The 26129-nt window shown below is 32.3% G+C and carries 26 protein-coding genes; 5 read left to right on the forward strand and 21 right to left on the reverse strand.

Going from position 1 to position 26129, the window contains the following annotated elements; all coding sequences use genetic code 11:
- Positions 1 to 83: 83 nt before the first annotated feature.
- The 5 genes from DMB68_RS05040 to DMB68_RS05060 all read right to left on the reverse strand — a co-directional run bounded on the left by DMB68_RS05040 (position 84) and on the right by DMB68_RS05060 (position 6685).
- On the reverse strand, positions 84 to 512 hold the full coding sequence (locus DMB68_RS05040; RefSeq protein ID WP_110345546.1) for a hypothetical protein: 429 nt from the start codon (positions 510 to 512) through the stop codon (positions 84 to 86).
- 258 nt (positions 513 to 770) lie between these two features.
- A complete protein-coding gene (locus DMB68_RS05045) occupies positions 771 to 1931 on the reverse strand; it encodes an FAD-dependent oxidoreductase (RefSeq protein WP_110345547.1) in 1161 nt (386 codons plus the stop codon).
- Between the two features lie 59 nt (positions 1932 to 1990).
- Complete coding sequence (locus DMB68_RS05050; RefSeq protein WP_110345548.1) at positions 1991 to 2746, reverse strand: helix-turn-helix domain-containing protein; 756 nt, start codon at positions 2744 to 2746, stop codon at positions 1991 to 1993.
- Positions 2747 to 2888: 142 nt separating this feature from the next.
- A complete protein-coding gene (locus DMB68_RS05055) occupies positions 2889 to 4028 on the reverse strand; it encodes a T9SS type A sorting domain-containing protein (protein WP_110345549.1) in 1140 nt (379 codons plus the stop codon).
- 170 nt (positions 4029 to 4198) lie between these two features.
- Positions 4199 to 6685 (reverse strand): outer membrane beta-barrel family protein, encoded by a 2487-nt coding sequence (locus DMB68_RS05060; RefSeq protein ID WP_110345550.1) that lies wholly within the window; start codon positions 6683 to 6685, stop codon positions 4199 to 4201.
- A gap of 258 nt (positions 6686 to 6943) precedes the next feature.
- Between DMB68_RS05060 and DMB68_RS05065 the strand changes: the two genes are divergently transcribed.
- A complete protein-coding gene (locus tag DMB68_RS05065) occupies positions 6944 to 7735 on the forward strand; it encodes a DUF5995 family protein (RefSeq protein ID WP_110346355.1) in 792 nt (263 codons plus the stop codon).
- Positions 7736 to 7839: 104 nt separating this feature from the next.
- Here DMB68_RS05065 and DMB68_RS05070 read toward each other — a convergent pair whose 3' ends face one another.
- Positions 7840 to 9279, reverse strand: a complete 1440-nt coding sequence (locus DMB68_RS05070; RefSeq protein WP_110345551.1) for a hypothetical protein — start codon at positions 9277 to 9279, stop codon at positions 7840 to 7842.
- A gap of 737 nt (positions 9280 to 10016) precedes the next feature.
- On the opposite strand from DMB68_RS05070, the gene DMB68_RS05075 reads away from it, so the two are divergent.
- Complete coding sequence (locus tag DMB68_RS05075; RefSeq protein ID WP_231131584.1) at positions 10017 to 11075, forward strand: cellulase family glycosylhydrolase; 1059 nt, start codon at positions 10017 to 10019, stop codon at positions 11073 to 11075.
- Positions 11076 to 11215: 140 nt separating this feature from the next.
- Here DMB68_RS05075 and DMB68_RS05080 read toward each other — a convergent pair whose 3' ends face one another.
- Together DMB68_RS05080 and DMB68_RS05085 are read right to left on the reverse strand one after the other, a co-directional pair.
- The gene (locus tag DMB68_RS05080; RefSeq protein ID WP_110345552.1) at positions 11216 to 12088 is read right to left on the reverse strand and encodes a class I SAM-dependent methyltransferase; all 873 of its coding nucleotides are present in this window, start codon (positions 12086 to 12088) and stop codon (positions 11216 to 11218) included.
- 85 nt (positions 12089 to 12173) lie between these two features.
- On the reverse strand, positions 12174 to 12368 hold the full coding sequence (locus tag DMB68_RS05085) for a hypothetical protein (RefSeq protein WP_110345553.1): 195 nt from the start codon (positions 12366 to 12368) through the stop codon (positions 12174 to 12176).
- A gap of 270 nt (positions 12369 to 12638) precedes the next feature.
- Between DMB68_RS05085 and DMB68_RS05090 the strand changes: the two genes are divergently transcribed.
- Entirely contained in the window at positions 12639 to 12968 is a 330-nt protein-coding gene (locus DMB68_RS05090; protein WP_110345554.1) for a hypothetical protein, read from the forward strand.
- A gap of 182 nt (positions 12969 to 13150) precedes the next feature.
- Here the strand turns inward: DMB68_RS05090 and DMB68_RS05095 are convergent, their stop codons facing one another.
- From DMB68_RS05095 to DMB68_RS05105, 3 genes are all read right to left on the reverse strand, one after another.
- A complete protein-coding gene (locus DMB68_RS05095) occupies positions 13151 to 13819 on the reverse strand; it encodes an HNH endonuclease family protein (RefSeq protein WP_110345555.1) in 669 nt (222 codons plus the stop codon).
- A gap of 5 nt (positions 13820 to 13824) precedes the next feature.
- Positions 13825 to 15057 carry an AAA family ATPase gene (locus DMB68_RS05100; RefSeq protein ID WP_110345556.1) on the reverse strand — a complete coding sequence of 411 codons (1233 nt, stop codon included), beginning with the start codon at positions 15055 to 15057 and terminating at the stop codon, positions 13825 to 13827.
- Between the two features lie 226 nt (positions 15058 to 15283).
- On the reverse strand, positions 15284 to 15985 hold the full coding sequence (locus tag DMB68_RS05105) for a hypothetical protein (protein WP_110345557.1): 702 nt from the start codon (positions 15983 to 15985) through the stop codon (positions 15284 to 15286).
- A 400-nt stretch (positions 15986 to 16385) separates the two neighbouring features.
- Here DMB68_RS05105 and prfA point away from each other — a divergent pair, with 400 nt between their 5' ends.
- The gene (gene prfA, locus DMB68_RS05115; protein WP_110345559.1) at positions 16386 to 17462 is read left to right on the forward strand and encodes a peptide chain release factor 1; all 1077 of its coding nucleotides are present in this window, start codon (positions 16386 to 16388) and stop codon (positions 17460 to 17462) included.
- A 361-nt stretch (positions 17463 to 17823) separates the two neighbouring features.
- Here the strand turns inward: prfA and DMB68_RS05120 are convergent, their stop codons facing one another.
- The 10 genes from DMB68_RS05120 to DMB68_RS05165 form a co-directional block, all read right to left on the reverse strand.
- Complete coding sequence (locus tag DMB68_RS05120; RefSeq protein ID WP_231131585.1) at positions 17824 to 18207, reverse strand: hypothetical protein; 384 nt, start codon at positions 18205 to 18207, stop codon at positions 17824 to 17826.
- 25 nt (positions 18208 to 18232) lie between these two features.
- Positions 18233 to 18592 (reverse strand): hypothetical protein, encoded by a 360-nt coding sequence (locus DMB68_RS05125; protein WP_110345561.1) that lies wholly within the window; start codon positions 18590 to 18592, stop codon positions 18233 to 18235.
- Between the two features lie 34 nt (positions 18593 to 18626).
- Positions 18627 to 18911 (reverse strand): YtxH domain-containing protein, encoded by a 285-nt coding sequence (locus tag DMB68_RS05130; RefSeq protein WP_110345562.1) that lies wholly within the window; start codon positions 18909 to 18911, stop codon positions 18627 to 18629.
- A 48-nt stretch (positions 18912 to 18959) separates the two neighbouring features.
- Positions 18960 to 19112, reverse strand: a complete 153-nt coding sequence (locus DMB68_RS05135; RefSeq protein WP_007811479.1) for a lmo0937 family membrane protein — start codon at positions 19110 to 19112, stop codon at positions 18960 to 18962.
- Between the two features lie 36 nt (positions 19113 to 19148).
- Positions 19149 to 19799, reverse strand: coding sequence for a porin family protein (locus DMB68_RS05140; RefSeq protein WP_110345563.1), 651 nt, complete (start codon positions 19797 to 19799; stop codon positions 19149 to 19151).
- 35 nt (positions 19800 to 19834) lie between these two features.
- Positions 19835 to 20395, reverse strand: a complete 561-nt coding sequence (locus tag DMB68_RS05145) for a DUF4142 domain-containing protein (RefSeq protein WP_110345564.1) — start codon at positions 20393 to 20395, stop codon at positions 19835 to 19837.
- Between the two features lie 140 nt (positions 20396 to 20535).
- Complete coding sequence (locus DMB68_RS05150; protein WP_110345565.1) at positions 20536 to 22320, reverse strand: sensor histidine kinase; 1785 nt, start codon at positions 22318 to 22320, stop codon at positions 20536 to 20538.
- Between the two features lie 11 nt (positions 22321 to 22331).
- Positions 22332 to 22781, reverse strand: a complete 450-nt coding sequence (locus DMB68_RS05155; RefSeq protein WP_110345566.1) for a response regulator — start codon at positions 22779 to 22781, stop codon at positions 22332 to 22334.
- Between the two features lie 19 nt (positions 22782 to 22800).
- Positions 22801 to 23352 (reverse strand): helix-turn-helix domain-containing protein, encoded by a 552-nt coding sequence (locus DMB68_RS05160; RefSeq protein ID WP_110345567.1) that lies wholly within the window; start codon positions 23350 to 23352, stop codon positions 22801 to 22803.
- 148 nt (positions 23353 to 23500) lie between these two features.
- Positions 23501 to 23686 (reverse strand): CsbD family protein, encoded by a 186-nt coding sequence (locus DMB68_RS05165; protein WP_110345568.1) that lies wholly within the window; start codon positions 23684 to 23686, stop codon positions 23501 to 23503.
- A gap of 256 nt (positions 23687 to 23942) precedes the next feature.
- Between DMB68_RS05165 and DMB68_RS05170 the strand changes: the two genes are divergently transcribed.
- Complete coding sequence (locus tag DMB68_RS05170) at positions 23943 to 26126, forward strand: DUF5723 family protein (protein WP_110345569.1); 2184 nt, start codon at positions 23943 to 23945, stop codon at positions 26124 to 26126.
- The last annotated feature ends 3 nt before the right edge of the window (positions 26127 to 26129 follow it).

The raw sequence follows: 26129 nt of genomic DNA on the forward strand, positions 1-26129 counted from the left end.
GAAATTAAGGATTTTTTACAGAAAACCGGCTAAGCTTCTAAGATACTATTTGTATAGACCTCCATTAAAATTAGCAAGGGGAATTATATTTTAAAAAGATCAATTCTTTGCATCCAGGAAATATCTGATTCTAAAAACTGAAGTTTAGTCTTAACTACTTTGTCGCTTTTATCTCTGGGATTTTTGGTTATGAATCGTGCTGTTGAATTATTAAAGTCCAAAGTATATTTATCATCGAAATCTTCTTGTTTTTTTGTCAAAAAAGAAATAAGATTATCTTTTGCGGTCCATTTTCCTTTTCCGTATTTGTTTGCTTCTGGCGGGATTCCGCCTTTCACTTTTGAGTAGGAATGAAATACAAATGTTCCATCCGGATTTAAAGTGAGTTTATATTCAATTAAATGCTTCCCTTCTTCACCAAGAGTACGTGTATAGATGCCGGCAAATTGATTTGATTGAGCAAACAGCGAAATATTGCAAAGCAAAAACAAAGTAGAAATTAATAGTTTCATAGGTTTTTTATAGTTTAAAATACTGAAGTTTAATTTTTAAAACATTACATATTAACATCCTATGGTAGGTTGTGCATATTTTATATTTTAAAAGTTATCGCAAAGTAGGAATTTTTTCACTATGAATATAAAATAAATTATCTTCCTAAATAATCACCTTTTTCCTATAATGATAAGAAGGACATAACTTCATTGTGAAGTTGCAATTTTATTTGTTTTCGACAAATTAGCCATTCGCATTTGTAAGATTTTATATTTTTAGTCTTCACCAAAAAAAGCCATCATTTTTTTAAGAGCGTCATTAGAATGCATTTTTTCACCATTTTCAAGTGATTCCTGGGCTGCTTCTGAAGCTCTTTTGCGCATGATAATTTCATAACCGGAAATAGCTTCCTGTACTGTTTTGAATTTATCAGATGTGAGACATTCACTTAATTCCAAAGCATCCAGCATCGCCATATTGGCACCTTCGCCGGCAAAAGGAGGCATTACGTGTGCAGCATCGCCAATCATGGTTAAGTTTGATAAAGTTTCCCAGGTTTGATTTAAGGGCATACAATAAATCGGACGTGGGATAAAGGGAACAGAAACATTTTCGAATAATTCATACCAAACACTGCTCCATTCCGGATATTCTTTTTTAAACCAGTCTAACATTTGTGTTTTATCAGCATAGTCTAAACCGTTTGTTGCAGACCAGTTTTCATCAGCTTTAAAACTTGCGTAAAAGCCAAGGTCGCCACCGCCTTTTTGTCCGAGTAATAAATTTTGAGTATTTCCAAATGCCATTATTTTTCCACCATCTATTAAGGAAGAAATATGTGGAGCATTTTTTTTAGATTCATAAATATTCCCTTCCAGCATTATTATACCGGTGTAAAAAGGTTTAATATCTGTAATATAAGGCCGGATTTTAGAATTGGCACCATCAGAGGCAATTACAACATCTGCATATGCTGATGACCCGTTTTTAAAATGCAGCAACCAGCCTTCGTTTTGAGCTTCCATTGAAACAAAATGGCTGTTCCAAATTATCGTTTCAGGCAATAAGGATTCCAGCAATATTTTTCTTAATGCACTACGGTCTATTTCAGGGCGAAAATGTTCATTACCAAAATCTTCATCAAGATTTGTTTCGTGATCGCTGTAAAATATTTTTGCCTGTTCGTTTACAATCAGGGTTTTATCTGCTCCGGGCAGAAAATTATTTTTGAACTCATTAAATAAACCGGCTTTATGAATTGCGGCTAAACCTGATTTGTCATGTAAATCCAGAGGTGAACCCTGGACCCGTGCATTTTTGTTTAAATCTCTTTCGTACACTTTTACATTAACGTTTTGCAATTGTAAAAGTCTGGCTAAGGTAAGTCCGCCCGGGCCTCCGCCAATAATAGCTACTTGTTTGTTTTTTAGTAACATCCGTTTTATTTTAAATTAATTTTATCCCATTCGGCAATCAGCCTTTGGTTGGGACAAAATTATTGCTGTTTCAGGACGGATAATAGTATAAATCGGTCATCTTTGTTTTTTAGTAATTCGCTTGGAACTACACCGGAGAATTTTTTGATCTCTTTTATAAAATGAGTTTGATCTGTGAAGTTTAATTCAGGGAAAAGCCTGCCTTTTGCAATATGCTCTAAGGATGCTTTGAAACGTAAAATTTTGCAGAAAGCATTTAAGGAAAGACCAAATTGTTTATTGAAGTAACGATTGATTTCACGGCTGCTCCAGAATATTTTTTCTGAAAGTTCCAGTACTTTTATTTCACCGTTTGTTGCGTAAACCAGTTTAAAAAGTTTGCGTTTTCTTTCGTCAATTTCTTTAGGTAAAATCTCCTTTAGTTTTTTGGCTATTTTGGTATGAAAGGCATCAAAATTTTTCAAATCGTCGGTGGTCATATTCCAAAAGTCTTCTGGTAAAATTTTGGCACTGTTTAAAATATCGGCAATAGAAGTTTGTAAAAGATATTCGGCTCCCAAGGGTTTAAAGCTAATTTTAAAAGCCAGTGTATTTTCCGGAATAACTTGTTGTTCAGGCACATTTTCAAGACCAATAAGTGTTACTTGAAATGCCTTAGATTCAGATTGCATAAAAAACAAATCAATTCTTCCGTCTGGCATTAAAACCACTTCCATTGGTTTGTCTGATTTGTTATGAAACATTCCAATATTTTCTACAAAGTCAAGAAGTGACTCGTCTGGCTCTATAGCCTTGTAGTAGAAGTCATTGTTCATATTGCTGTATATCAATTGTTGTAACAAAGTCAAATTTATCACAAAATATTGAGGTTTGCTCGTTAGCTCCTTCGTAAAATAAAAAAGCTGCAGAAATTATTTCCTGCAGCTTTTTATAAACCACTGTAATGGGGCAAAAAAACTATTTAATAAATTTAAATGATTTTTTGTGGTCTAATTTTAATATATAAACTCCATGGCTATATGAACTTATGTCAATTGAGTTTTCGTTTGCAGAAAGTTCTTTTGAAGCTATCAATTGCCCGGATAAATTATAAATACCTGCCTGAGAATTGTTTTCTAATCCGGTAACAGTAAGTGTCGTTTTTGAATTGGAAACAGAAACAGCTTTTAAATCCTGATTGAATTTATCGTTAGCTAAATTAGCGTTTTGAATGGTAACAACTTTTCCCTGATTTAATAAGGTCATATACAGTTTGTCTCCAATTAAAACAACGTCTCTAAAGTTAGCATTAAAGGGAGGATTGCTGCCAATTTGATCTTTATAAACTGTATTTTGAGCAACAAAGGTTAATGATGCAGATATGTTTAGTGGTTTTGTTCCAATACGATTTCCATCTGCAATAAATACGTTGTTGCCATTTACAAATAATCCTTTGTTGAAACCCAGATTGTTCAAATATTCTGTTACTGTGATTACCGGATCTGTAATATCAAATCCAAAAACTTTGCTATGGCCACCCACCGATATCATCAAATTATTATTATAAAAAGCCATATCAGTAGCTTCTTTATCTTGAGTTAAGTTATTTACTACAACTTCTGCCACTAAAGGGTTAGTGATATCAATTTTTTTAACCTGAACTGTAAATTTATCTTCTGCATCAGGAGAAGTTTCAGCTGAAAAATAGATAGTAGATCCGGTAATGGCTAATGCAGAAACGTATTGCGTAGTATTATAAATTACGTTTAGTGGCGCTCCCAGGTTATTTGTGTCAAGAGCAATAATTCTGCTGCCAATATAGGTATTTGTCGATTCAATATAATTTTCTTCTGAGATATAAATAATATTGCCACTAATGGTAAGGTTGCTCATATAGTAATTTGTTCCAGCAGTATAAATTACATTTGCAGCAGGAGAGCCAGAAGCGGTATTTATCTCATATAATTTTTTCGGTCCCTGTACATACAATGTGTTTCCCTTATTGATCATTGCTGATGGTTCTTCTAAATTTGACAGATAGTCAGATGCTTCCTGCTGCGAGTAAGAAGTGGAGAAAATTGCAATAAATAAAAGGGTAAAAAGTAATTTTGTCTTCATAAATAAGGCTTTTATTAAGTTTATAATTGTATCAATCCTCAAAATTAGGTCATTTATTAGTAGGGAAAAATACTCCTTTAGGTGTATTTTTCTTATTGGAATAGAATAGGAAAATCCATTTTGTAAGATGTTCTAATCACGGTTTGAAACAATATGTTAGTAACGAAAGTCTAAAATTCTTTTTCTCCTAATTCACTTGCTGGCAATTTAGTCTTGCTGTTTAATTTATTGAGATTGTAACTAAAGTTCAATAAAAAAACATCCGTTTCATAAATATAGTTTGTTGTAGTATAAAAATCCGGACCTGAAGTGGTAATGCGCTGCTGGTTTGAGCTCATAAAGCCAAGATTCATATTTTGCCATTGTAAACCAATCGTCATTTTTCCATTCATAAATGATTTTTTGACCGAAGTATTAGGAGATAAAAAACTGGAATCTTCACCTTGTGCCGTTGGCTTAGCAGACAAATAATTTACATTGGCCTGCAGTATCCAGTCTTTTCCTAAATCAAATGTGGAGTTCATGTTTAGTGAATATACAAAGTCAGAATTACTGCCTGTAGTACCCAATTCGGCTATTTTTGAGCCGCTGGTAATTTTGTAATTATAAAGATTAGTACCAATATAAGTAGAAAACCAATTTACAGGTTTGTATGTTGTTCCAATTTCTAAACCTATTAATCTTGCACGGTCAGCATTTGTAAAAAGTCTGTTCAAAATAGTTTCAGAATATACACTATTAACTCTTTGTACGGGATTCTTAATGTTTTGGTAGTAAAGGGTAGAGAAGAAGCTTGCTTTTTTGAAACTATGATTGATTCCCAATTCAATCAAGTCTATAAATTGAGGTAATAAATCAGGATCGCCCTGTTCTAAAGTTTCGGAATGCTCTCTTTCCGGAATTGGATTTAATTCGTAATTGTTATTTCTCTGAATCCTTTTGCTATATCCGGCCTTCGCATTCCAATTGGCATTAAAAGTATATAGTAAATTCACTGATGGAAATAATTTGCTCAGATACTGAACATGTTTTTCGCTATCGATTGATAAAATAACTTCTCTTTCCGAATATTCATATCTTAACCCTGCTGTATATTTTAATTTAGAATATTCTCCTGAATACTGGCTGTATAGTGCATTTATCAGGTTTGATGATTTTGCTGTCCCCCTGAATTTTTCATCTTCGTCAGGTGTTGTAATAGGATTCACGATATAATCAAATTTTCCGTCTTGATTGTCATTTCTGATTTGATAGCCTGTTTCTATTACCCCTTCACCAATTTTTGTGCTGTAATCTAATTTGAATCGAAAACCCTTTATTGGATTGGTATATGGATTATTTACTTCCTGGAAAAGATTATTCTTTTGGGGAAAATCCAAATTTTGGTTGTGGGTATTTCCAAATAAATTGGCATATTCATAAATGGCCGAACTATAAATTTTTGAATTATTTTTAAAGATATGAGTGTAATCAAAACTGCCTAATATAAAAGTACCTTCTTTTTCCTGTACGTTTGAATTAAAATAAGTAAGCTGATTAAGTATTTCGCCTGTAGTTAAATCTTCGGTGGAATTGTTATAGACGATATCGGCTCTTCTTTGCTGGTATTTTTTACTGGCTGAAAAACCAAAGCTGAATATATTATTTTTATCAGCAGTATAGGATATTGAGGTCCTCGCACCATAATTATACCTGTCAAAACTTCTCTCACCATTAGAAGGAAATTTTGTTATGGTATTGTTGCTAAAGTCTTTGGTATAAACATCTCCTTCTCTTTTTCCGTTTGCATCATTTCTTGTATAATTACTGCTTACAGATAAATCCCATTTCTCCTTTTTGTAATTAAGTGTAAAATCACCTCCAAAACGCAATGGATTTTCTAAGTTATTGTAATCTGTCGTACCTGGTAAACCCAATAGAAAATTGGTTTGTAAAGAAACACCATCTGTAACTCCTTTTTTTGTAGTAATATTGACAATTCCCGCCTTACCATCAGCTTCATATTTTGCAGAAGGTGCCGTTATTAATTCAATATTTTCTATAGTATTAGCAGGTATCTGGCTTAATATGGTTTGTGCATCGGTCAAAACAGGCTTACCATTTATTAAAACTAAAAACCCGGATGAACCTCTAACACTTATATCTCCATTACTATCCACTGCTACAGATGGTAAATTTTTAAGAACATCTACCGCATTTCCACCCTTTGCAGATTCAAATTGATTTGCTTTGTAGGTCTGTTTATCTATTTTGTTTCGTATGTTGTTTTTTTCTCCTTGGATGACAACTTCGTTCAAAAGTTTATTTGATAAATTCATTTTTGTATCCAGAATAATTTTCTCTGTTTTGTTTGAAATTACAAAATTAACCTCTGTAGTTTCGTAGCCAATTGAAATTATTTTGAGGACATAATTGCCAATATTTAAATCTGTTATAATAAACTCACCATTGTTTTTTGTTAAATCTCCTTTTACTATTGCTGAATTTTCTTTTTTCAATACCGATACACTCGCAAATTCAACAGGCAGACTGGTATCATTTTCTGTTACAATTCCTTTAACTGAAGCATTTTGTGCATTAGAAATGTTTAAAAAGAATATTGATGTTATTAGGATTAAGGAACGCCTGAATGTTATTAAATGTATTTTGGAATTCATCGTTTGTTAGGTTTTATTATATCTATTAATTTTATAGAACAAATATAGTATTATATTATATTTTCAGCCAAGCCAACTTTGATTTAAACGCTGACATATTAAAACTTTTTTAAAGATGTTTGTTAGAAAACAGTTTAGAGGACTTTGAAGTTTTCTTTTTGATTGTTTGTTAAGGCAAAACCAAATCTGTTGTACTATTTTTCTTCTATTGTTTTGTATTATGTGTATATTCGCGATTCTAACCATAACCAGCTAGAAATGAATATAAAACAAGCCACTACAATAAATGAAGTGATTCAGTTATTGGATGAAATAATTGAAGAATCAATATCAGAACAAAGCGCTGTAGGTTTATTTACTATGCTATATCGTGAAGTGACTGTAAAAATCAAAGAAGGGATTCAAATTGGTTCTTTTCAGAATGGGGAGCGAATGGAAAAACTGGATGTTATTTTTGCCAATCGGTATTTAAAGGCGTATTACCAATACAAAGCCAAAGAAAAAGCATCGGAATGTTGGGAGTTTTCTTTTCAGCAGGCAGAAACTTTTTGGCCAATAGTGGTTCAGCATTTACTGCTCGGAATCAATGCACATGTGAATCTGGATTTAGGAATAGCTTCAGCAGAGGTCAGTACCGTAGAAAACATAAAGGATTTAGAATCTGATTTTAATCAAATCAATATCATTCTTAGTAATCTGGTTGAGCATGTCGAAAAATGCTTAATCAAAATCTGGCCTACACTCACGATTATACTAAAATTAACGGGTAAAATAGACAATTTTTTTATTGACTTCAGCATGAAAACAGCAAGGGATGGTGCCTGGAAATTTGCGAATGAATTTGTGACTACTCCGGAAGAACAAAGAGAAGACTGTACACAGAAAAGAGATAAAAGAATTGCCGAAATCGCCAGATTGGTTTCAAATCCCGGATATTTTGTAAGTGCTGTTTTCAAGTTCATTCGTTTATTCGAAAGGGGAGATGTTGCTCAAAAAATAATGAATTTGAAAATAATTGAAGAAAAAAAACCTGAGTGTGTGGTTATTTAGTTTTAAATAATCTATTTCAACATAAAAACCACAAACTTTCGCTTGTGGTTTTTTTATATTTAAATTTTAGATTTGCTTTAATAACTAAAGTGATAGCCATTTAGTTATCTTAATTTTTGTCGCAAATTATAATCGTCCATGATTTCCTTAACACTTTCCTGTTTGATTTGCTTTCTGGTTAAGCCTTTCAGGCTTCCTACATACCCATTAAAAACATGGCTAATATAAAGGGGAGAAAGTTTCGATCTGTGAGAGGCATTATGACATGAGAAGCAATTAACTAGACTATCGACTGTAACCTGATGTATTGATTTTGGGGCAAATCCTACCTGTACATAGGTTTCCATAGTAATATTGTAGGCGGCAACAGAACCTCTTGTCAATTTGCCCGGATTAGAATTTGAAAGATCATAACTTAACGAATCTAATAAAGCAGCTTGTTGCTGAGTAGTGTTGTATCCTGCTGTATTAATCCATATGGATCCATTGTAAAAATAATTGTTCCAAATACCTTTTAGCTGTGATTTAACGCTTTGATTGATAGTACGAATATTATTTAAGTTCTGTGAACCATTTTGACTAGTTTTCATGAAAAGCTGAACATTAAAAGAACCTTTCATCGCTTTTTCAACCGGAACACCATATTTATAAACTGAAAATACATCTGTGTAAAGCCCATTTCCTGAAGTTATATTAGTGACCGTAGCTGTGCTGCTCTTATTAAAAAAAGGATAATCTACTGTACTTGTTACAGGTGCATCAGTTGTTGGTGTTGCTTTTGACCAGTCATATGCAGGTGCAAGATTTTCATGCTCGAAAGTAGCCCAAACGAATTCAGGATGATTTTCTACAACTCCTACGACATGCATTCCTAAAAGAGCCACTCTGGTTTTAACTCCATTAATTACTCCCTGAGTTGTAAAATAAGAAGAAGGATCTTTAAGAACGCTTGCATCAACCCACGAAGTTTTAAGTTCTAATGAACCTACAGGAAAAGTTATGTCTTTTACTTTAGAAGGATCGTTTTTTGCTATAGGACCGTATTTTAGCATTGTTGTATACATCAATTTGTCCATGAATATAGAATAATATACTGTAGCAGATCGCGGAACACCTGATGGATAATTAGGTGTTTTTAAAATATCTGAAGCAGAACTTGCCTGAGCAGTATCCGTTAAAACAATTCCGTTACCTGGATTTAATCTCTGACCATCTGCATTCACTTGTATTAGTGTAGTCATAAAGGATGGCATTCCATTAACCTCATTGGTCAGCCAAAGAAATTTTTGCCAGGACCATTGGTGAAAGTCACAATTGGTTACTGTTGCATTGTTGGCAAATACGCTTGTTGGTCCTTCATTTGGCGGAGGAGTTTGTCGGGTGTTGTTTACCATTGTAAACCAATTAGCAGGAGCCAGACACTCAGAAGCAGCGGCACTATTTTTTACAGTTGTATAATTATCGTTTTCTCCTTTTGCATCCTTTTTACAGGAGCAGAATGAGATTAGCGTAATTAAAAGTAATACCTTTTTTGTCGTTTTCATCTTGGGTTTCTTTAGTTAATTTTTGGATTTATCTCTTTTGAAGACCTGAAACTAAATAATTAAGAAGCTGACTTGTGAAAAAATGCATTGAGCCTTTTATATTTAGGTATGAAGGCAGGAAAAAGGTGTATGGGAAATTTGTATGAAAATGTTTTTCGATTGTTTTCTAAAATAGAATTAGAAGCATGATTTTGAAATTTTGCCAGTTACAGAGAGTCTGGTAGTTTGTTACAATTCACCTTAATTTATTTATGTTACTTAATTGATTATTAATGTTAAAGTGAATATTTTTTTACGGATTGTATTTTTTTAGTTGTAAAAAAATACATAATTACCAATATCACCTTGTTTTTTTTCCAATTTACCCCCTTAACATCATTTTAGTAAGATATTACTTTGTAGTTGTAATTATTGACTAAATGTGTATTTGTTTACCAAAGTGACGTTAAATTGCTTTTTGTCTCAAATTGATGCCATATTAATTTATTAATGTGCTGAAAAACAAAAAGTAAGTTTTTTTTTCTGATGTTTGAGAACTAACATATACTTAGTTATGGTTGCAGTTACAATTCAATAATTTCTAACCAAACCAATATTTCCTATGAAAAGACCTTACGATTAATTACAGCAAAGCATTATTAAATACATATACCAAAAGCACTATTAAAGTGAGATTAACATGTGTGTTTGTACGGGATACAGAATATTAATTTAACCATTTAAACTATTTTATGACAATGAAAAAAAAGTATGTAGTTATGTTGGGCATCATTTTGTGTGCCTGCTCAAAAGATGATGTTGCAGAAGTTAACCAGGCTAATGCAGCAAAAAATACCCTTGAAGTTGAAAATACAACAGTAAGTAATTCTTTAACTGCTAAGGTTGGAGCAGCATCGATTGCGGGGTTAAACTGGGCTGATGGACGAGATAATTTTGTAGACGGCTGGGTTATTCTCTCAGGATTGACTGCAGGAGATTCTTATGCTACGGTTGTATCCAAAACAGATGCCGTTCTAAATGGCTTTACGAGTAAAATAAGCGGAGTCAATACGATACGCATTCCAATTAATCCGCCTTCGGTTGCAGAGAGCTGGTGGGCTAGTTATCAGGGTGTAATTGATAAAGCGACCAGTAAAGGCTGGAAAGTAATTATTGCCTGTTGGGAGTCTTCATCCTCAAAAGATGGTCTCATTGACAACACAACAGCTTTTTGGAGTATGTGGAATACAGTTGTAACTAAATATCAAGGAAATGCGAATGTGTATTTTGAGCCCTTCAACGAGCCTCATGGCTATACTTTGTCGCAGCTAACGGGTATTTATGCCCAATTTCTTTCTAATTATCCCAATGTTCCAAGAGGTAGAATAATTCTCGACGGAATAGGATATTCTGAGAATGTTACAGGAGTGGGAGCAGACAGCCGTTTTACTAGCTGTTTACTTGGATTGCATAATTATGCTTTTTGGGCCACCAGATCAGTCACGCAATGGAGAGCAGACTGGCGCAGCAGAATAGGAAGTTATGGCAGCCGCACCGTTATTACTGAATTTGGTGCCGGCATGAACTCAGGTAAAGATTACCAAAATGGAAATCAGTCAGACAATGAAATTGCTTATATAGTAGCAACCAGCGATGTATGCAGAACAGATAAGATTGCCAGTGTGTATTGGCCCGGGCTAAGAGATGGTGACTCTTACAGTTTGTTTACCAGAGGTGGCAGCGGAAACAATATTACCATTAACACAGTCAGCACTACCGGTGTTTTCCGGGTAAGATATGGCTGGGGTGAGAATTAATTAAAAATTTATAAAGGAGAAGGTCAGTGATGGCCTTCTTTTTATATCCAGAGGTATTACTTTTTTTAATGAAAGTCGCAAATGCAATTCTGTCCCATCTGGTTTGGAAATCTTCTTATGCTGGCCAGCTAAGGTAGTATTTATTGCTTTATAGCTATAGCTACTCTATAAAATTCATATCCTTTTTCGGCTCTATTTGGCAGATATTTTAAACGATATTCATTTGCGCCCATATCTTCAATAATTTTCATGTCAAATGATTTTAAATAGTTTGATAATTCCTCTGGTTGAAATCCAAAAGTCCATTTTTCTTCAAGTTTATTTAGGTCGTTCAAAAGCTTTTTACCTCCTAAAAACGAAGCTGGATTCTCCAGGATATTTTGGTGTACATAAGTAAAAATCACATAACTGTTTTTTGTGAATTTCTGAATAAAGCCAAATGTACTCTTTATTGCATCTTCTGAAAGGTAATTTGTAACACCTTCCCAAATAACCGTAGTAGGTATTGAAAAATCAAAATTATGTTGTTCTGCCAATTCCTCCAGGCTTTGTTGATTGAAATCAATTTGATAAAACGCAACATTTTCCGGAAGTCGGCCAATACGTTTTTTGTATATTGCAGCTTTAAAATTAGAAGTATTTGGATGATCAATCTCTATAACAGGAATTGACTTTAAAAAGCCAAGTCTCAACGCTCTTGTGTCAAATCCGGCTCCTAAAATTATTACCTGTTTAACGCCATTGGAAATTGTTGATTCTAATTGATCGTCAATATATTTTGTCCTGGCAATTGCCGACGAAAATGCGCCTGGGATTTTCTTCTGAATCGTGGTACTAATATATTTCTTAATAATTGGATATTTAAACATCCTTGCTGCAAATCTCAATTTAGTTTCAAGAAAATGTATAGCATAATGGTCAGAAAATAATTTATCTTTTGAATCGCGTTCTGTTTCCAATGCTCTAAATAAAGCCATATATTGAGCTGTTCGGCTTGTTTTCTTTATTTTCATCTCATTTATGAAGTTTTCTTTACTATTGTTATTGATATGGCTTGTATTCTAAGAGCGTGAGGCTTGCTTTAGCGAGGAGATTTTATTATTTCTTTTTAATAGGAGCAAGGAGTAAATAAAAAATCCAGGCAAACCATGATATAAAAAGCACCGCCAATATCCATGCTAATTTTTCTCCACCAGTAGTTTTACGAGAGAAGAGAATACTTAATATTGGTAATAGCCATACAAATGCTATCACAGCCAAAACTATAAATAAACCCAAAATAGAATTATCCATATTATATTTTTTCAGAAATAAATATTGATTTTATAAATCCTTAAATTAAATGGCTCCTAAAAGATTTAGTTTGATCAGCTTATTCATTAATAGATTATTTATTATCAAATATAATATATTTCTTAATTTTTTTTTAAAGGTATATTATTTTGATTTTATAAATCGGTTGTATACAACTGATTGTATGCAATCCTCTAAAAGTGATCGATTAGATGTAATTTCGTTTGTGAAAAATCAGAATAAAAAGACTAACAAACTGAAATAGAATTTATGGAAACAAAACATAAAGAGCAATTAGTAGAATTTCTTCAATCAATGTATGCCGCAAAAAAGTTTAAAAAGCTAAAACCGCATAGTAATAGTGATAATTCGTTTAACGTATCACTAAAAGTATCCGGTTACAACCAATTAAACTTAATGGTTTCAGATTTGCTAAAAGCAAGTATTTTTTTGCTTCATCATGATGCGCCAAGTTTGCCAAGCCATACCGTAAACACTGATATTAATGTAATGACTTTACTTGAAATTGCCTTGCAGTTATTGCCGGAAGAAGAAATGGAGTTATTGGATGAATTGTATAAATTAAATTTGAAAGTTTAATGATTTTATTTGTTTTTTATCATAGAATGCGTAGCGATTCAGTTTGAACATTTCGGAGAGCTGGGGTTTGGGACTAAATTAAGCCCATTCTTCGGATTTGCCAAATCATTCAGATACAAGACCATTTTTCCATTAAGCCTAAATGCCCAAATGCGTTGTAGTGCCTGTTAGGCACTGGCTTTTTAGTCGAAGTATTTTTCAAATTCTTCTTTCATAACTTCGTTCCCTCTAATTATACTTCTTTTAAATGCTGTGAAATTAGAAGACCTACTTAAATGTCGTCTAATATTTGCTAAAAAAAATGCTTTGTCTTCGGCAACAAAACCGTCTTCAAAATAATTGAATAGGTACTTTTGAAAATCTTTAATTTCTATTAATATGCTGTTTCTCAGATTAGAGGCCTCAATAGTTTTAAGTTTAGTAGTTCCATTATAAACTGCATTTAATAATGTAACAGTAGTTATTGTTGAAGGGTTATCATCTAAAGCCTCTATAATTACTTTTTCTTTTGGAAACGGATTAATAGAAACTTTTACACGATTTTCAATATCTTCATTTAAGTCGGTACAATTAATTAAATCTATATAATCGTCAGATTTTATATTATTGCAATGACCACAAGACCAAAACAAATTATTCCAATCAAATTTTAGGTCTGTGTCCCCTTTGTGGGGTCTAAAGTGCTCTATGTTAATTGTTACGGGCTCTTTAAACTCACAGATATAACATTTATTCTTAAAGTCTGTTTTTATTCTTTCAAATACTTCTCCGCATTTATAATCGCCACTAACTTTTGTTTTTTCAGTATTTAAACAAGAAGGTGATGGCTGAGTCTTTTCTAAATATACCATTCCTCTTAATGTTTTATCTTAGTAATTTCTTTCAAATCAATTTCTTGTAGCTTTACGATTAGCTCATCAGACATAAACTTGGGCGAGTGAGCAAAGTAATTTCTAAGACTTTTTAATGATTCTTTTTCACCGCTATTTAATTCTGATTTGTCTATTAAATTTTCAAATTGAGAGACTTTTGACTTGACTTCTTCTGAATATTTGTCAGTTCTAAAATAGCTTTCTATAAGCGCATCATATGAATAGCTTGTTAAATCATTCGTTACAATTTTCGATTCTAGGTCGCAAATAGTTGCATTTGATATTGAAGATAATATGAATGGAGAGTGAGTGGTAACTATAAATTGTAGTTTTGGGAAAAAATCTATCAAAAAAGGCAATACTATTTTTTGTAATTCTACGTGTAAATGAGTTTCAATTTCATCAATGATTACTATACCTTCCAAATCGTAAGATTTGTTATTATGTGCCTCCATTCTTAAAAGCAATTCTGAAACGATACTTATTATTGCTGAATAACCATCCGATAAATTATTAAAACTGAAAGGTTCTCCTATTCCACTTTTTATGTTGAAATTATATGCTTTTCTATCAAATTTTAGCTCTAATTCATTATCATCAAATAAAGTTTTTAATCTATTTTCAAATTGAATAAACCAATCATCAATTTTTGAAACTGTTTCCATTTCATTGTCATCTCTAGCAAATGACCTATCAGCTTTTAAGTTCACAATGTACTGTATAAAACTTGGGTTAGCTTTATCTTGAAGATTGTATTTCTTTTTAAGCTCTACTTTATTTATTCCTTTTGGAACGATTAAATTAGTATATCTTTTAGAATCAAAAAAAGCAAGTAGAAACTCACCACTTTTACATTTTGTTGATATATTTTCATCAGTATTTGAAAATTTAATTTTAGTACCACCAAAACTTAATATCCAATTTTCGTACTGTTTTATTTTATTTTTGAGATCTAATATCTGTTTTTCACTTAAAGAATTTTTCGTTAATTCTTCTCGGTAAGTTTCGAGTTGTTTAAAGTTTTTTGAGTAATTTTTGCTTTCACCGGAATCTATTTTTGTTAGATATTTATTTAATTCTAGCAAAAGACTTGTTTTTCCACTTCCGTTTTTTCCGGTAAGAATTAAATGTTGTCTCTTTTCAGATGATATGGGAATATTGAGATTCGAAACATTCCTAGAAGATACAATTTCGATTTCGGTTATATAATTTTCCATTTATTTTGTTTATTTTTTTGTCAACTTATTTAGGACGATGCGTTTTTTAAGCTTGTGCCTAACGTTCCGCGGCTTGGGGTAGTAGCGGGTATTTAAAATTTATTTCTAAAGATAATAAAATTTCCTGTTGAGTACTTTCCGTCTAAGAAAGAAAAACCAGCTATTGCGCCAAACCGCTGTTACCTGCTGGCTTTATTTGTTTTCGCGCTATCTTTTGCTGGAAGACTTATGTTGAACTTTTAAACGCGTCTAATTTGTAATGCAAATATTCTAATGTTTTATCGGATAACCATTTTTCACATTTCTTTCTTTCTTCTATAGGTAGTAAATAATGAATTTTTTTCAATGAATCTTCAAAGTCTTTTAGATCTTTTTCAACTATATTGTCTTTAAAGGAGTCAAAATTGATGTCAACTTTGCCATTCTGGTAAGATACTAATTCTCTTTTTTTTATACTTTTTTGCTTTTTAAAATCTTCATTAAACCGAGCTTGAATTAGAATTAATTGATGAATATCTTTTTTTGTTTTTGAAATAATTGAATTGTATTCATTAGAATCTTTTCCAAGCTTTTCGATGAGCTTTTGAGCGATTTCAATTTTTTCATTTGTAATCTCAAGACTAGTTTTAAGCATTAATGTACTGTCTTTTAACTTTTTATTTTCTGATTTTATTCTTTCTTTTTCAAGTTTTAAGACTTTAGTGTCAAAAGCTAATTCTTTTTTTTCAATTTCAACTTCTTGTTTTTTATTTTCTGCTTCTTGTAATTTTACTCCAATAATATCGGATTGTAATGCATAGATGATTGAACCTATTGCTATAAATGTAGGTAGAAAAGCTTGCCATATTTCTGGTTTTTTATACCAAGCTTTTTTTATAATTGAAATTTCCAGTTTTAATTTTTCTTTCTCTAAATCTTTTAAATCCATGGTGTTGATTTTTAAAGTTAGGTATAAAGTCTTGAAAGCTTGCAGGTAACTCGTTTATATACGCATAAATTCAACTCATTTTATTCCAAATGGTTATGTTATGCGCATGTTTCGGTTCGTATTATTTTTCAAATATAATTTATTTATAACGAAAATTCATCATATAAAATTCTAAAATATTCTTTTACAATACCATTTTTATAAAACCCAAAAGCCCTAGCCCTGATAGCAGCGGCACCCTTTTTAGGCAAGCGAAAACATTTAAGTAAACCGTAAATATTCTGCCTAAAAAGATATAGCGGATAGCAGGAACAAGCTCCTGAAAAAACCATTAACCAACAAACTTTTAACTATCAACTATTTTTCGTAATTTTGCACTCCAAATAAAAGGGATTATACAATGTTAGATAAACTTCAATATGTAAAGCAGCGTTTTGACGAGATTTCGGATTTGATTATTCAGCCCGATGTTATTGCAGATCAAAAGCGTTATGTACAGCTTAACCAGGAATATAAAAGTATTAAAGCTCTGGTTGACAAAAGAGAAGAATACATTCTTGTTCTGGCAAACATTGACGAGGCAAACGAAATTATTGCCGACGGAAGTGATGCAGATATGACCGAAATGGCCAAAATGCAGTTGGATGAAGCTAAGGAGCGTTTACCGCAATTGGAAGAAGAAATTAAATTCATGCTGATTCCTAAAGATCCTGAAGATGCTAAAAACGTTATGGTGGAGATTCGCGCGGGAACGGGTGGAGATGAAGCGAGTATTTTTGCAGGAGATTTGTTCAGAATGTATACTAAATATTGCGAAGGGCAGGGGTGGAGAACGTCTGTTGTGGATATGAACGAAGGAACATCAGGAGGTTTCAAAGAGGTGATTTTTGAAGTTTCGGGAGAAGATGTTTACGGAACTTTGAAGTTTGAAGCCGGAGTACACCGTGTACAGCGTGTTCCGCAGACAGAAACTCAGGGTCGTGTCCATACATCGGCTGCTACAGTAATGGTTTTGCCGGAAGCGGAAGAATTTGATGTACAGATTGATATGAATGATGTTCGTGTGGATTTCTTCTGTTCATCAGGTCCAGGAGGACAATCGGTAAATACTACGAAATCTGCTGTACGTTTAACGCACATTCCAACCGGATTGGTGGCGCAATGTCAGGATCAGAAATCGCAGCATAAAAATAAAGATAAAGCGTTAACGGTTTTACGTTCCCGTTTGTACGAAATGGAATTGGCTAAGAAAGAGGCTGAAGATGCTACAAAACGTACTTCTCAGGTAAGTTCTGGTGACCGTTCTGCTAAGATTCGTACGTACAACTACGCACAAGGTCGTGTAACAGATCACCGAATTGGTCTTACGCTTTACGATTTAGGAAACATCATGAATGGTGATATTCAGAAAATTGTGGCTGAGCTTCAGTTAGTAAACAATATGGAGAAACTGAAAGAAGCTTCGGAAGTGTACTAAATTTTGATTTCTTAGAATTTTAGACTTCTTAGATTGTTAGATTTTTAGACTTCTTAGATTTTTAATTAGGATGAATAATATATGAAAGCCGAACTTTATTAAGTTCGGCTTTTTTAATGCAAAAAAGCAAAGTCCGCTAATGCAAACTTTGCTTTTTTTTGTAAGGCTCTATTTAACAAAACAGAGATTTATAGTGAAGTATTAACTGTTTAACCGTTTGTTATAGCTGAAACGTATAAACGAGTTAGATACCTAGAAATACTCTTGTGTATTCAAAACATTTATAGAAATTTGAGTAAATGTACACACCATTTTTTATTATTATTTCGTTTATCTTTTCCATAATACATGTATTTAAGTTTTACAAATACTCTTCGGATGGTTCGTGTTTTAATGAATCTTCTTCTGTTTCTTTTGAAGGGTTTTGATGTGGTTTTGATACTAAAGTTGTTACAGCCAGCTGTAAAACAGATCCCAAAATGTTTTTAAAAGTCGAATCGGTTTTTCCGATAACAATTTTTTTAGCCAGATAACCAATTCCAATGCTTATTGCAGACTTTGCCAGTTCGCTCTTTAAGCCAATTGCTTCATTGAGTTCGCCAACTGCGTTTCGAATTAGGCTTGTAGGCTTTAAATTTTCTTTGATATCACCTATTTCTTCCTTAATATCGAGCCAATCTTTATCTTGTTGTTCTTCTAAAAATTTTATTCTCTGATTTAATGTATCTATAGTGTAAATATCCATAACATTCATTTTTTTAGTTATTAAATCAGTTTTTAGAGTCTTTTAAAATGCTGGAAATAATCATGTTTCCAATAGGCGTTTTAATAAGTTTATGCTGTGTTTTGTGTAATACAATAGCAACGATTAAATAAAATCCGGCTATTACAAAAAAACCATAATAGTACTCACCAAGTGCTTTTCCAATCCATAAACTAAGTCCAATATTAAGGAAAAGGGTAAAAAATGCAACAACAGCTCCAACCGCAATTCTTGATGTTACTGTAGACAATGCGTCTGCAGCGGCAGATACTGTTTTGAGTTTGATTAACTCTAAACTCGTTTTAGTATAATTTTCAGCTTTTTCATAAAGATTAAGGTTTTCAGATGTTGTTGCATTAGTTTCCATGATATTTGGTGTTTATGGTTTGAAAGGACACTTTTTAGTAGTTCGTTTTTATAGCCTTTGCTTCATCTTTAACAGAATTGAAGTCTTCTTTTACCTGATTGAATTTTGCTTTTCCTTCTTCAATAATGTCTTTGCCATTTGAACTTATTGTGCTTAAGATACCATCTACTTTACCTTTAAGATTATCTCCGTAATCTTTTGATTTATCTTTGATTTTTCTTCTTGTTTCTGAACCTTTGTCCGGTGCAAATAATACTCCAATGAATGCTCCCGCCGCTGCGGCTCCTAAAATTCCTAAAATTGTGCTACTAGTTTTCATAATGTTTGATTTAAAGATTAATATAAATTGTTTTAATAATTTTGATTTTTAAATTTCGCGACCTTTAATAAGTCTGAACAGTATTGCTATAATGGCAATTACCAATAATATGTGGATAATACTTCCTGCACTGTATACAAAGAACCCAAGGGCCCAAAGAATGACAAGAATAACCGCGATTGTATATAATAAATTTGACATGGTTTTTGATGTTTATGGTTAATAATAATTGTTTTTCTAATTTAATTTATATGCTAAGTATAAACTTAAGTTGCTGTTTTTTACATCTGGAAAAGTGTAGCTTGTTCCTGCCACGTCTCTCTCTTTACCAATAGTTGTTAGTCCATAGTTATAGCGTAATCCAATACTGATTGGGTTGAAATCTAAACCAACACCTGCAGATAAACCGGCATCAAATCTTTCGAAATCATCTGCATCTAAATCTTCGTCAAATTCAACATCTCCTTCACCTGTTACTTTAGCGTTTACTAAATAGGATGCATAACCACCAACATGAATATTGAAATTGTCAGTTAAATTAAATCTTACTAATAATGGAACTTCAACATAACCAAGTTTGAATTTAGATGTGCCTTCCACACCAGCAGTGTCGTATTCTAATTCAGCACCTTTAGTAGTGTATAAAATCTCTGGCTGAATAAAAATGTTATCTGCAATTGGGAATGCGGCAAAAACACCGGCATTAAATCCCCAAAGAACATTTTCATCGTTGATATCGTCAGAATCAGAATATAGATTCGACATGTTAACACCTCCTTTAATACCGAATTCAGGCCCTACTACTGTGCTGCTTTGAGCAGATACTATTCCAAATGAAGTCATCATAAAAAGAGATAAGGCGTATAAAAAATTTGATTGCATTTTCATAATTTAAAAATTTAGTTAATAATTCTAATTTGATTTTAATTGATTTGTTTTTTAATTTTTTCAGTTTCTCTTAAAAATTCGTATTGTTTTGGTAAATAATGAGTAACTAATTTTAATATCACCGGATCATTTGTTTCTTTTGCTATTGATTCAAATAATTTTATCATTTCGGATAAAGAATTGGTAATAACATTTAGATATTCCTTGTCAAAATCAACTTCTTTTTTACCAGCAAGCTCGTATAGTTCTTTATTTGTAGCTGCTGTGTTTATTTCAGTTATGATAATGAGCTTTTGAGTAGCTATTTTATTAATCTCCTGCAATAACAAACTTTGATTGTTTTCTATTTCGGTACTGACAAGCTTTATTGAATTTTGTAAACTTTTAAGTTGTGCCAGCTGTGTTTTAGAAATAATTGATTTTGTAATGCTTGCAGTTGCAACAAAAAAATTAGCTTCAATTTCTTCTGTATTGTTTGTAAGAACGTATTTGTTGTTTCCCTTTTCAGGTTTTTCATTTTCATTACAAGACGAAATAGTTACTGTTAAAATCACTATAAAAGCTGTCTTTAAAAATGATGGTTTTGATGAGGACATCTGTTAAAATATTTACTTCATTATTACATTACAAAGATGCTAACGAATAGTAAGTTTTACTTTACAGCATAAAAAAGAAACGTTATATAATTCCCATTCTGGAAAAATATAACGTTTTTAATAAGGTTTTATGAGAAGAGTTATTGAGGAAGAAACACAGTAAATACAGAGCCTTGACCCGGTTTGCTGTCTGCTGTTATATAACCTTTATGGTTCTCAACAATTTTTTTACAAATAGCTAATCCGATTCCGGTTCCGGGATAATCGGTTTTGGAATGCAGACGCTGAAACAGTACAAAAATATTGTCTTTAAATTGTGGGTCAAATCCCATTCCGTTATCCGTAAAAGTAATTTTAAAAAATTTCTTAAAAGGCTGATCAATTATTTCGGGATATTCATTGGATAAAATTTCTTCACACTTTATAATAATGTGTGGAGCAATTCCGGGCTGACTATATTTTAAAGAGTTGCCAATTAAATTAATAAAAAGTTGTTCAATCTGATACGGAATTACATCCAGGCTTGGCAGCTTGTCAGCATTTAGATTTGCTTTCTTATCATCAATGATTACTGCTAACTCTGATTTCACATTTTCAAACAACTCATTCAGATCAGATTTTACAAACTCTTTTTTAGTGGTATTTGTTTTTGAAAACAATAATAAGTCATCAATTAAAACGCGCATTCTTTTTGCAGAAGTTTCAACTTTTAGAATGTATTCTTTACCGCTTTCAGAAAGTGCTGCTTTATCTGTTTCAGAAATTCTGGAAATAAAGGTTAGAATTTTGCGTAATGGTTCCTGTAAATCATGACTCGCAACATGATTGAATGATGCAAGTTCTTTATTGATTTTTACAAGTTCATTATTATGTTCCTGAAGTTTGATATTAAGGAGATGTTCATCAGTAATATCAAAATTTATTCCCAGTAAAATATTACTGCCATTTTGATCTATAAGCAGTTTTCCGGTAGATTTAAAATGCCTGATTTGATTGTTAGGCTTAACAATTTTATAATAGATAAAAGGAAGTTCTTTATTGTTTATTATGCCTTCCATAGAGGTGGCAATAGCTTCTTTGTCATCTGGATGTACGTAATTTAGAAAAGTATCCTTATTAGGTACAAAAGCATTTGGCAGAAATCCTAAAAGGCGATACAAATTATCTGAATATTCAATCTTATCTGTTTGTAAGTCCCATTGCCAGGTACTGAATTTACCAATAGTTTCTGACTCGGCCATTAATCCGGATGATATTAAAAGCTTCTTATTGTATATTGTCAGGCGTTCTAAGTCGTTACTTATTTTTCTATAGGCCAATAAAATGAAGGCTAAAGCAACTAAAAACAATGAAATTGAAAAAACGGGACCAAGAGAAATTTCCTGATCATATTTTTTCAGACTTTTGTTTAAAAAATCTTTTTCAATGCTATTCATTTCGTCTACCTTAAAACGAATGTTTTCCATTAGAATACGACCTCCAAACATATGGTTGTCTAATTTTCTTTTGTCATAAGTTTCAGGTGCGCTGTATTTTAAACAATTTTCGAAAGAAACATAACGCTGTATAATCAGCTTGTATATTTTTTCGAGATTTTGTTTTTGTACCGGATTGTTGGCAGTAAGTTTTTTTAAGGCAATAAAGGAAGTGTTTACTTTATCGCGTGAAAAAATGTACGGAGCAAGAAAACGATGATTGCGGGTAATCATATACCCACGCTGGCCCGTTTCTGCATCTTTTATTGCCGACATTAGCCGCTCAAGTTCTATGTTTATTTCATAGGTGTGCATGAGCAGTTTACTGGATTCGTTTAAATCCTTGTTATGTTTGTAAGCTATTGATGAAAGAAAGAGTAAAATGAAAATAGCTATTATAAAAATAACTCTCAAATAATTTGAGGAATTAAACTTAGGTATCCATTTCATTATTATTGCAATTATTTAAGGCTCAGCAAGAAATTATCACGATTTAATCCTGATGTATGATAATGCCAGTTCAGAGTTATAACTTCATTAATAATTTTTTTAAGTGCATTAAAATCACTAGGCTTTTTGATGTAAATATTCGCTCCTTCAATAAATGTGTCTTCAATATCCTCATCAGAAGAAGATGTAGAATAAATTGCAATTATCAGGTTTTTAAGATGTTCGGTTTTTTTAATTTCTATCAAACATTCTTTACCGGTTTTTTTAGGCATATTCAAATCCAGAAATAGAATATCGGGCAATTTGGTATCCGGATTCATTAGGTGTTCCATTAGCTGTAAGCCGTCAAAAACAAATTCGACTTTGGTTTGTACCTTTACTTCTTCAAAAGCATCTTTGAAAAAAAGTCTGTCGTCTTCGTCGTCATCGGCCAGTAAAATGTGTAATGCGTTTTTTTGCATTGATTAAAGTATTTGGGTTTTATTTTAAATTTTCTCTTCTTTTTTTAATAATTCTCAGAAATGCTGAAGGTGTTATTCCGGTTGTATTTTTGAACTGAGTACTTAAATGGGCAACACTGGAATAATTAAGTAAAAAAGCAATTTCGGTTAAACTCATTTCGTTTACAATCATTAGCTGTTTTGCTCTTTCAATTTTTTGAATAATTATAAAATTTTCAATAGATGAATAGGTTACTTCAGAAAATACATTTGATAAATAACCATAACTGTGATTTAATTTATCAGCTAGATATGCTGAACTTTTAAAGTTGTTATTATCATCTGTATATACTAATTCTATTATGGCGTCCTTTATCTTTTGAACCAAAACACTTTTTTGATTTTCTACAACTTCAAAACCAAAAGGGGTTAAACTATTTTTAAGTTCATCTAATGATTCACTGCTAAGATTTTCATCTAGTTCAATTTCACCAAATCCTAAGGTTGAAAAGTTTAGATTTTGCTCCTCCAGTTTTTGTTTTAGAAAAAGTGTGCAAATTGTATTGATATCAAATTTTATAAATAATTTCATTTTTGTAAAAAAATATGGTTAAAGATAACTAATTTAATTTGATTTATGCGTTAATATTGGCTTTTAGGTAAGGTAATCTTTAAGGCTTGAAAATCAAAAAAATACCGCCTAAGAAAAGTTAAGCGGTATTGAATATTTTGAGATGATGTTATAAATCTGATACAATTTCATCCCATTCTTCTTTTGTTTTACCTAGTTTTTGCTGTATTTTTCCATAAATTTCATCTTCTTTTCCTTCTTCATATAGCAAATCATCATCGGTCAAATCAGCATATTTTTGTTTTAATTTTCCTTTAAACTCGTTCCAGTTTCCTTTTATTTCAGTAGTATTCATGGCTTATATGTTTTTTAAATTAATATAATGTAAAATTCAAAATTTCATTGATGTTTTATGTTATATAAATTTTTCAAACTGTTGTATAATTCACATTTTACTGTTTGTAAAGCCCATTCCTAAGACTTTTTTAAACGATGAATACTTATTAGACATAATAAGTCTAAGATGTTACATCAAATCAATGTTTTGGTAATACACTTTCAAATCTATTATTGTAGTTTTGCCGCCAATTAAACCTAAAACCCCTATTTTAATGAAAAAACAATTACTCATTCTATTAACTTTGAGTTCTTTTGTTGCACAAGCGCAATCTTATTCAGGTTATTTTCATGACAATTATGCCGGTGTACAAAGTGTACTTTTTAACCCAGCATCAATAGCTGATTCCCGTTTTAAAACCGATATTAATTTGTTTTCTGTCAGCAGTGCTGTTAGTAATGATTTGTACGGTGTTAAACTTTTTGATGTTTATAAAGATGGTTATGATTTTGACAGTCAGTCTAAAATGACCCCGTCTAATGCAAACAATGCTCTCATAAATTTGGATATCATGGGACCATCATTTATGTTTAATATTGCTCCAAAACATACATTGGCACTTTTTACCAGAGCAAGATCAATTACAAATCTTAGAGATGTTAATGGTAGTCTTATTGATCAGGTAAAGGATGGTCTGGATCAGGCAAGCGGTTTTGGTCCTATTAATGCAGGCAGTCCAAACGGAGCTGCGCATGCATGGGGAGAATTAGGACTTTCTTATGCAGCAGTTTTGTTAAATAAGAACCAACATTTCTTAAAAGGAGGTTTAACTGCAAAATATCTACAAGGTGTTGGAAATGCATATATTCAGGGGAAAAATGCCAGTGCATCATTACAAGAAGATACCAATAATCCGGAAAACAGTAAATTATTTACAACTGGGGAAATGATAATTGGCGGAAGCCAGGACTGGGAAGCCAATGAAGACTATGAGTTTGATATAAATTCAAGTGGAATAGGTTTTGATTTTGGATTTGTTTACGAGTGGAGACCGGATTATGCTAAATATGATTTAAATAATGCAAAACCTGCTGATAATAATTTCAGGGATCTGAATAAGTATAAGTTGCGTTTCGGATTATCGGTTACCGATATTGGTTCTATAAATTATAAAAAATCAAAACAGGATATCTATGATATATCAGGTGAACTTACTCAGGAAATGATTGACGATACAGATAATTTATACGATTTATTAAATGATCGCTATACAAAAACATCAACTTCAAAAGGAGTTAAAACAAATTTGCCGACAGCACTTCATGCAGACGTTGACTGGAATATCCATAATAAATTCTATCTGAATCTAAATGGAGATATCAGTATGGTTTCAAATTCAAAATTAAACGCAGTTAATATTGCTGATAGAGTAAGTTTGACTCCTCGTTATGAAAGCAGATGGTTTAGTTTTTATGTTCCTGTTACCTGGATGGAATATAGCGGAACTCAGATAGGTACAGGCTTGCGTGTAGGAACTTTCTTTGTTGGTTCTGGATCAATTGTTTCTAATTTAGTTTCTAAAGAATCAAAAGCAGCCGACTTTTACGTTGGACTTAAGATTCCGGTTTACCAAAAGAAATTTAAAGACAGAGATCAGGACGGTGTTATTGATAAACAAGATTCTTGTAAAAAAGTTGCGGGACCAATTGAAAATAAAGGTTGTCCTTGGCCTGATACCGATGGTGATAAAGTTTTGGATAAAGATGATGCTTGTCCTGATGTCGCTGGTCCTGTTGAAAACAAAGGCTGTCCCTGGAAAGATACAGATGGAGATACTTTATTAGATAATGTAGATGCATGTCCAACAGTTTCTGGTCCGGTAGAAAATAAGGGTTGTCCATGGCCGGATACAGATGGTGACACCGTTTTAGATAAAGATGATGCCTGTCCGGATGTTGCAGGTTTAGTAGAAAACAAGGGATGTCCGGTTTTGGATACTGATAAAGACGGAGTTGCAGATAATGTAGATGATTGTCCATTAATTGCGGGACCAGCAGCTAATAAAGGTTGTCCTGAAGTTAATAAAGCAGCTTTGGCACAATTACAGGTAGAAGCAAAATCTATTTTCTTTACATCAGGTAAAGCTACTTTAAGTGATGCTAAAAAAGTAGAAACATCAGGGAGACTTGATGCAATCAAAGAAATTTTGAAAAATTATCCAAATGCAAAGTTTGCTGTTTACGGTCATACTGATAATGTTGGGAATGATAAAGTAAATCAAAAATTATCTGAAGAAAGAGCAAAAGTTATTATGGACGCTTTAATTGAAAAAGGAGTAAATCCTGCTAACTTGACATCACAGGGATTTGGAGCTACAAAACCAGTTAAGTCTAATAAAACAGCTGCCGGAAGAGCAGAAAACAGAAGAACAGAAATTGTTTATTTAGGTAATTTCTAATTG

Origin of the sequence: Flavobacterium hydrophilum (assembly GCF_003202405.1) — a bacterium.
GTDB lineage: Bacteria > Bacteroidota > Bacteroidia > Flavobacteriales > Flavobacteriaceae > Flavobacterium > Flavobacterium hydrophilum.

Coding starts and splice junctions, on each gene's coding strand:
- DMB68_RS05065 (WP_110346355.1), top strand. CDS start 6,944: ATGAATATAAAACAAGCCACTACAATAAATGAAGTGATTCAGTTATTG.
- DMB68_RS05080 (WP_110345552.1), bottom strand. CDS start 12,088: ATGAAAATAAAGAAAACAAGCCGAACAGCTCAATATATGGCTTTATTT.
- DMB68_RS05165 (WP_110345568.1), bottom strand. CDS start 23,686: ATGAATACTACTGAAATAAAAGGAAACTGGAACGAGTTTAAAGGAAAA.
- DMB68_RS05060 (WP_110345550.1), bottom strand. CDS start 6,685: ATGAATTCCAAAATACATTTAATAACATTCAGGCGTTCCTTAATCCTA.
- DMB68_RS05085 (WP_110345553.1), bottom strand. CDS start 12,368: ATGGATAATTCTATTTTGGGTTTATTTATAGTTTTGGCTGTGATAGCA.
- DMB68_RS05170 (WP_110345569.1), top strand. CDS start 23,943: ATGAAAAAACAATTACTCATTCTATTAACTTTGAGTTCTTTTGTTGCA.
- DMB68_RS05095 (WP_110345555.1), bottom strand. CDS start 13,819: ATGGTATATTTAGAAAAGACTCAGCCATCACCTTCTTGTTTAAATACT.
- DMB68_RS05130 (WP_110345562.1), bottom strand. CDS start 18,911: ATGAAAACTAGTAGCACAATTTTAGGAATTTTAGGAGCCGCAGCGGCG.
- DMB68_RS05055 (WP_110345549.1), bottom strand. CDS start 4,028: ATGAAGACAAAATTACTTTTTACCCTTTTATTTATTGCAATTTTCTCC.
- DMB68_RS05125 (WP_110345561.1), bottom strand. CDS start 18,592: ATGGAAACTAATGCAACAACATCTGAAAACCTTAATCTTTATGAAAAA.
- DMB68_RS05075 (WP_231131584.1), top strand. CDS start 10,017: ATGAAAAAAAAGTATGTAGTTATGTTGGGCATCATTTTGTGTGCCTGC.
- DMB68_RS05135 (WP_007811479.1), bottom strand. CDS start 19,112: ATGTCAAATTTATTATATACAATCGCGGTTATTCTTGTCATTCTTTGG.
- DMB68_RS05145 (WP_110345564.1), bottom strand. CDS start 20,395: ATGTCCTCATCAAAACCATCATTTTTAAAGACAGCTTTTATAGTGATT.
- DMB68_RS05070 (WP_110345551.1), bottom strand. CDS start 9,279: ATGAAAACGACAAAAAAGGTATTACTTTTAATTACGCTAATCTCATTC.
- DMB68_RS05090 (WP_110345554.1), top strand. CDS start 12,639: ATGGAAACAAAACATAAAGAGCAATTAGTAGAATTTCTTCAATCAATG.
- prfA (WP_110345559.1), top strand. CDS start 16,386: ATGTTAGATAAACTTCAATATGTAAAGCAGCGTTTTGACGAGATTTCG.
- DMB68_RS05100 (WP_110345556.1), bottom strand. CDS start 15,057: ATGGAAAATTATATAACCGAAATCGAAATTGTATCTTCTAGGAATGTT.
- DMB68_RS05040 (WP_110345546.1), bottom strand. CDS start 512: ATGAAACTATTAATTTCTACTTTGTTTTTGCTTTGCAATATTTCGCTG.
- DMB68_RS05105 (WP_110345557.1), bottom strand. CDS start 15,985: ATGGATTTAAAAGATTTAGAGAAAGAAAAATTAAAACTGGAAATTTCA.
- DMB68_RS05155 (WP_110345566.1), bottom strand. CDS start 22,781: ATGCAAAAAAACGCATTACACATTTTACTGGCCGATGACGACGAAGAC.
- DMB68_RS05140 (WP_110345563.1), bottom strand. CDS start 19,799: ATGAAAATGCAATCAAATTTTTTATACGCCTTATCTCTTTTTATGATG.
- DMB68_RS05160 (WP_110345567.1), bottom strand. CDS start 23,352: ATGAAATTATTTATAAAATTTGATATCAATACAATTTGCACACTTTTT.
- DMB68_RS05050 (WP_110345548.1), bottom strand. CDS start 2,746: ATGAACAATGACTTCTACTACAAGGCTATAGAGCCAGACGAGTCACTT.
- DMB68_RS05045 (WP_110345547.1), bottom strand. CDS start 1,931: ATGTTACTAAAAAACAAACAAGTAGCTATTATTGGCGGAGGCCCGGGC.
- DMB68_RS05120 (WP_231131585.1), bottom strand. CDS start 18,207: ATGGATATTTACACTATAGATACATTAAATCAGAGAATAAAATTTTTA.
- DMB68_RS05150 (WP_110345565.1), bottom strand. CDS start 22,320: ATGAAATGGATACCTAAGTTTAATTCCTCAAATTATTTGAGAGTTATT.